This window comes from Muriicola sp., assembly GCF_041567615.1.
In the GTDB taxonomy this organism is placed as follows: Bacteria; Bacteroidota; Bacteroidia; order Flavobacteriales; family Flavobacteriaceae; genus Muriicola.
The window spans coordinates 1-3,994 of the sequence record NZ_JBFGBM010000207.1 but is presented as its reverse complement, the minus strand read 5'-3'; the positions used below and the strand labels follow the sequence as shown (position 1 = coordinate 3,994).

The following is a 3,994-nucleotide window of genomic DNA, read 5'->3' as shown; positions in this document are numbered from 1 at the left end:
GCTGAGCCTGCTGATATCAAAGTCTTTCAGGATCTCATTGAGGTCCTCAATGAAATTCAGGTACGCTGCGTTGTCATAATTTGGATTTGCCATAAGCTTGGGGTTTTGGGGTTGCAGAACTCCACTAGAGATAATCGAGTTCGGCTAATTCATTCACACTTAAAATTTCGTTCAGGTCTTTGAGGAAGTTGAGATACTCCTCTCCGTAGGTATCGTATAACATGGTTGTCCGGTTTAAGTAGAGATCTGGGACTCTAAATATTAACTACATAAACTTATTTTTTCTCAACAGTTCTGCCAATTGTTTGTGGTGTATGGATGTATTTTTGTTGTATATAACGCATTTTTTGAGGTGCTTATTGTGGGATCACAGACCAACCTGGTATCTGAGTCCGGCTGAAAGTGCCCAGAAATAATTTCCGGGGGCAAAGACAAATTCCTGGCGGGTGATACCTAGTTGAGCCCTGTAGAGCGATGGATTCGACTTAAAGGAGAACTGGTATTCCATCATGAGTTGCTGGGATTCTACAAAGAGAAGGGTCTCCGCAATCAGGACGCTGTTGGCCCTGAACTGCCTGAATTCAGGCATAAAACCCATTCCCGCGTTCAAACCTATATAGTTGTTGACATCCTTCAGGTATCTACGGGCCGTGAGAACCCCTGATATTCCCAGCGTGTTGTTATTCCTGGGCGTAAGGTAGGGCCTCAGAGAAAAATAATAATTGCCCTTGTATAGACCAGCAGAACCGGTAAATATGGTCACATCACTGTCTGTAAAGGACAAATACCTCACCCCGAGAGAGGTCTCCATCCCTTTGGACAGATTTACGTAAAGATCCCCTCCCACTCTGTGTTCCGGGTATATTTCGCTCTGACTGAACCCGTAGTTCAGATAGGCATAGAGCGATTTTGAAAATTTGGGATACAGGTCCACCTCATACTGTATCCCATCTATGCCAAACCTGTTGCTGTAATTGATCCTGGGTACGATCTTACCCAGTCCGGTCACGAGGTTGAATTCTACTCCGGAATAATACATGGGGTCAAAGACCACATCGAACACGTCCGCTGAACTAAAGAGGGCCACGAAGCTTTCATCATTGACTGGTATTTCTGAATCTGTTTCCGCATTTGAAGGAGTTCCGTTTTCTTCCCAGGATTCCAGGATTCGGTTCCTGAGTTCCTCAATATCATCATCTTCAGGTAAATAGATAAGAGCTTTGTTTGCAAGACCCAGGGCCGTGTGCTGGTTTTGTGCATACACCTCATTGCGTATGGCAGCTTCCCAGACCTCTTTGTTCGACTTTTCGGTGGATATGATCCTGTTAAAGAGTTTGCGCGCCTGCTCGTAGTCACCATCCCAGCTAAAGGTCTTGGCCAGCAGGTTTTTTACATCCGTGTATTCCGGGTAATGAGCAAGGACATTCCTCAGCGTGTCCCGTGCCTCTTCCCGTTTTCCGTCCCCGGCAAGGGCCAGGGCCCTTTTCAGAGACAGGTCGGGGTCTCTGGGATACGCTCTATCCTGCCCCCTGAGTTGGAGCGGGAAATGAAGCAGGACAAGCCCAAGAAGAACAGGTATTATTTTTATATATCCGTTATTCATATCCATCGTCTTCAAATTTCAGGTATCCGAGATTGTGATCGTTAAAAAGGGTTTTATCCTTTTTCATTTTTTCTTCAGCTCTTTGAATCTTGCTCTTTAGTTCCTTGTTGTAAATCCGGTTCTTTATGATCACTGCTTTGAGATCCAAGGCCTTGTAATTGGTATCGGACCAGAAATACACGTCCAGCAAAGCCGAATAAGCATCTGCATAGACGGGGTATTTTTTAACCGTTTTTTCCAGCAGCTTAGCTGCCTGATCGTATTGTTTATTCCAGGCGTAGATCCTTCCTTTGAGGATCTCCGTGTCTGCATGGCCGGGCACTTCCTTTAAAATGTGTTCACACAGTAACAAGGCCCGGTCCCTGTCACCTGAGATCGCCAGGTCTCTGGCCGTTTTGAAGGCATTGTCGTAATCATCACTGTTAAAGACACTGTTGATCCAGACCATTTCTGATCTTTCTTTTTCGGTATTGACAGTGTCCGTTGCCAGCAGGTTCCCGGGGATGAGCTTGTCATTCCGGGTGACATATCGGTTGATCGCCCTGAATTCTTTAAAGGAAGCGATCAATTCGTCCTTCTTCTGAACCTCCCGGGGTTCATATAGACTGAGATCTGCCCCTATCCCATAGAGGGAATTACCCGAGAGACAAATACCGCCTCTGATGTATTCCTGCAGGTTTCCCCTATGGCGGTAAAGCGGTATGACCTTATCCTGTCTAAAGAAACCTTTGTGAACCAGGCCATTTCCCAGCCACGAAACTTTCTCCGGCAGGGTAGAGCGGTACTTAGCATTCAGGAGTCCTGCCACTTCCGGAAGGATGTCGGTATGGGCGACAAGTGAATTGATACGAGCAGGTGACTTCAACAAAGGACTGTAGAGGATCAGGGGGACCCTGTAACGACCCAGATAATCCTTTTGAGGGAGTTCACTGAGGTTATGGGTGCCGGTAATGACAAAGACGGTGTTGTAGAATTCGGCTTTCCTCCTGTATCCTTCCATAAAGGTTCGCACCGCCTGGTCTGTGTACAGCAGGCTGGCAAAAATCTCCTTGTTCTTTCGGATCAGGCGTTTGTTTCGATCCGTCATCTGTACGTTTTCCGAAATCTCGTCTACCTTTTTCCTGTAATCATCGGGAGAAGGGATTAGGAAAGGACTTCGGGTACTTTGCGTCAGGAAAACATCGAGTCTCGGGCGGTCATAGCTGGTAAAATCATCAAACCATTTGCGGAATAACTCCCCATCGGGATAGCCCAGGGAGATCCCTGCAGCATCTTGCTCCTGAGCCTTATACCCGGGACCGAATGCCTTACGACCCGAGATAAGTCCGACCTCTTCCTCGTGTAAGAATTTACCGAGGTTTTCCAGGGAAATATTTCCCCCGAAATAGAAGGATGTCTGATACCCGTTGTCATTTAAAAGATCGAACATGGTATAGCTTTGCGGCAGGGATTCGAGATTGGTAAACCCTTCTTCCCCTGAAGGGAGGGATCCGAAAATAGATGGAATACTGGCTACAGCCTCCCCGGTATTGCTAAGGCTGTGAGGCCAGTAAAGGGAGGTGTTCACCAGAGAATTCACGAAGGGCATAAATTCCTTAAAAGGAGCCTTTTCTCCTACAAAGTCGGATCCCACCCCATCCATGACGATAAATACCAGGTTCGGGCTTTCTTCTTTGAGCGCAAAATGGGAGGCGAGTCCCGAGACAGGCTCATAGGTCTTCAACAAAGGATATTCCTCCTGTCCGTCGTATTTATTGAAATCTGTCAGCTCCTCGAACTGATGGTAGATCAGGTGCTGGGTCTTATTCTCGTTTACCGGGTTTTTCCGGGTAATGAGCGTCGCCAGGAAAAGGCTGAAAATGATTAACGTAAACGGATACATACGGTTCACCAGCGGGTATACATTGGCGGTGATTCTGTAAGACAAATACAGGAGGACTACGGCAAAAAAGAAGAAAACAGGTGTGTAGTAAAGGAAGGACCATCCTCCCAGAGCCTCGACGCGTTCGATAAACCCTGCCCCTAGAATCTCGTAATTATCCACGTAATACTTGATCAGGAGACCTTCTGCGCCCAATAGCACCACCAGGCAAAGGGAGACCATTTTAAATCCGGCATTGGCTTTTAGTTGCTCGAGAAATTTATAGGGGAATACCAAAAACAGGGCCGTGAGGGACACAAATCCGAGATGATGTACCAAAAGGAGCAGCAGGCTCTTGTTGAGTACACTGTCGAGTACGCCTGCACTGAACAAGGTAATGTTCTGGTACAGGGCAGTTGCGATCAGGCAGAGGAAGAACGCAAGGATCAGTCTGATGAAATCCCTAAGATCCCTTCTCTTTACCGGTATGTGTATTTCTGTACGCATAGCTTATGCCTTTGCAAAACCTT

2 protein-coding genes are annotated in these 3,994 nt (G+C 46.9%); both read right to left on the bottom strand.

Going from position 1 to position 3,994, the window contains the following annotated elements:
- Nucleotides 1–367 precede the first annotated feature (367 nt).
- Nucleotides 368–1,609, bottom strand: coding sequence for a YaiO family outer membrane beta-barrel protein (locus ABYP73_RS11855; RefSeq protein ID WP_372974464.1), 1,242 nt, complete (start codon nucleotides 1,607–1,609; stop codon nucleotides 368–370).
- A complete protein-coding gene (locus ABYP73_RS11850; RefSeq protein WP_372974463.1) occupies nucleotides 1,596–3,971 on the bottom strand; it encodes a sulfatase-like hydrolase/transferase in 2,376 nt (791 codons plus the stop codon). Before ABYP73_RS11850 ends, ABYP73_RS11855 begins: the two co-directional genes overlap by 14 nt.
- Between the last annotated feature and the right edge of the window lie 23 nt (nucleotides 3,972–3,994).

Bases quoted from the DNA above. Each gene is read 5' to 3' on its own strand.
- ABYP73_RS11850 (WP_372974463.1), bottom strand. From the start codon at position 3,971: ATGCGTACAGAAATACACATACCGGTAAAGAGAAGGGATCTTAGGGAT.
- ABYP73_RS11855 (WP_372974464.1), bottom strand. From the start codon at position 1,609: ATGGATATGAATAACGGATATATAAAAATAATACCTGTTCTTCTTGGG.